Below are 2,424 nucleotides of genomic sequence, written 5' to 3'. Positions count from 1 at the left end.
TGTTCGGCGACAATTAGGATGACCGGTTGACGACAATTATCTTGGCCGGTTGGGTGTCACAATAGGTACCTTGTTTTCTGTTCGGAGTTCAAGGTGCCTGGACAACATATCACCCACCGACAAGAGGAGCTGTATATGCAGCATCGCCAACAAGGCATGACTCAAGAAATCGCTGCTGCGAAGTCTGCCATTTCCACCCGCACTGCCCGACGTATTGAGCAGTCCAACACCTTACCCCGCGCTAAAGCTGATAGAGATTGGCGCACCCGTGAAGATCCACTGGAAGCCGTATGGGAAACCGAATTGGTTGTTCTGTTAAACGCTAAACCAGAGCTTACGCCTATTACTTTGCTGGAGCATTTGCAGGCGCTCTATCCAAACCAATATGACCAGCGAGTCCTGAGAACATTGCAGCGTCGGGTTAAGAAATGGAAAGCGCTACATGGCCCGGATAAAGACGTTATCTTCCGCCAGCAAGCTCAACCCGGTTTACAGGGCTTCTCTGATTTTACTCATCCTGATAGCCCGATCACCATTAAGCAGCAACCCTTTGCTCATTTGCTGTATCAGTTCCGCCTCGCTTATAGCGGCTGGCGTTCCATCACTGTGGTTCAGGGTGGCGAGAGCTATTCTGCCTTATCTACCGGTTTACAGCGTGCGCTGACGCAGGCTGGTGGCTGTCCGGTTGAGCATCGTACCGATAGCCTCAGTGCCGCCAGGAACAATACGCAAAATGTCTGGACAGATGCCTATCAGGACTTGTGCGAGCATTACAACATGACGCCAACGCGCAATAACCTGGGGCAATCGCATGAGAACGGCGTAGTGGAGTGCGCTAATGGCTCATTTAAACGCCGTCTGGCGCAGCACCTGCTACTTCGCGGCCACAGTGACTTTGACAGTATCGAAGCCTACCAGGCCTTTATTGATCAAATCGTCGGCAAGCTAAACCAGCGCTCACGCAGCCGCTTTTTAGAAGAACAGCAAACCCTGCAAGCCTTACCGGAATATGATGCTGTTGATTACACCTTGCTGAGCATTAAAGTCACCCGTAGTGCCACCATTGAAGTGCGCCGGGTGGTGTACAGCGTGCCATCACGACTGATTGGCGAACGCCTGCAAGTACGGCTGTATCATAACAAACTGGTGCTCTATGTGGGCCAGCAAGTGGCGCTGACCTTGCCACGAATTTACCCGGCCCCCGGCCAAAGCCGTGCACGTTGTATCAACTACCGGCATATTATCGGCTCACTGGCGGCTAAGCCGCAGGCGTTTCGTTACTCGCAGTTGCGGGATAACATCTTACCTGACGACAATTACCGTGAGCTGTGGCAGTTAGCTGATGATGCCTTACCGGCACAGGACGCCTGTAAATGGATCGTCACGGTACTAAGGTTGGCCTGTGAATATGATAGCGAACATGCGCTGGGTGAGACCCTGCTGCAACAGGCCAGAGCCGGCCAATTTGAGAGTGCCCAGGCTATCCAGGCGCGCTTCTTTACACCGCAACGAACGCCTGAGTTGAAGAGTCAGCAGCACAGCCTGCAAAGTTATGATGCACTGCTAACGTCATTAAAGGCGCAGACTGCACTCGATGTGGAGGTGCCATTTTGACGTCCTCTGTTGCATTACTGCTCAAAGAATTAAGGCTGCCGGCGTTCGTCAGGCACTATGAAAAACTCTGGCAAACCGCGGTAGAAAAAGGCTGGTCGCACAGTGACTATCTGGCGGCCTTATGCGAATACGAGCTTGCAGAGCGCTTTACACGGCGCACCCAAAGCTGGGTACGCGAAGGGAGGCTGGCACCGGGAAAAACCTTAAGCACTCTGGATAACAGCGTGCTCAGCCGGACAAATCAAGCGCTCATCGCCAAGTTGCACCAAGACCTGTCCTGGGCACATCACGCCGATAATATCCTGCTGATTGGCCCCAGTGGCACCGGCAAAACACACCTAGCCAATGCATTGGGTTACCGGCTGATTGAGCAAGGCATACGCTGCAAACTGTTTCCGGCCATTGGCTTGGTACAGCAGTTACAACAAGCCAAGCGCGAACTGGATCTGATGAGCGAGATGAGCAAGCTGGATAAGTATCAGGTGATCATCATTGATGACATTGGTTATGTGAAAAAAACCGATGCAGAAACTCAGGTACTGTTTGAATTTATCGCGCATCGATATGAAAGCGGCAGCCTGATCATCACAGCCAATCACCCGTTTAGTGCATGGGATCAGATCTTCCCAGACAGCATGATGACGGTAGCGGCCATAGATCGGCTGATCCACCACGCGACAATTATAGAATTAGAAGGAGAAAGCTATCGAAAACAGCATCAGTTAAAACAAGCTGGAAGTAGGAAAAATGAGAAAACCTAACCGGCCATCATAATTGACGCGAACCGGCCAAGATAGTTGACGCCGAACA

General features: G+C 51.9%; 2 protein-coding genes. Both read left to right on the top strand.

What is annotated here, in order from left to right:
• Window positions 1-93: 93 nt before the first annotated feature.
• Window positions 94-1,614: an IS21 family transposase gene (istA, locus tag AAY72_RS08590; RefSeq protein ID WP_197408391.1), complete on the top strand. Its 1,521-nt coding sequence runs from the start codon at window positions 94-96 to the stop codon at window positions 1,612-1,614.
• On the top strand, window positions 1,611-2,375 hold the full coding sequence (gene istB, locus AAY72_RS08585) for an IS21-like element helper ATPase IstB (protein ID WP_057786835.1): 765 nt from the start codon (window positions 1,611-1,613) through the stop codon (window positions 2,373-2,375). The genes istA and istB overlap by 4 nt, the downstream gene beginning before the upstream one ends.
• The last annotated feature ends 49 nt before the right edge of the window (window positions 2,376-2,424 follow it).

Origin of the sequence: Alishewanella sp. WH16-1, assembly GCF_001441695.1 — a bacterium.
Lineage (GTDB): Bacteria > Pseudomonadota > Gammaproteobacteria > Enterobacterales > Alteromonadaceae > Alishewanella > Alishewanella agri.
This window is presented reverse-complemented; position numbering and strand designations above follow the sequence as displayed.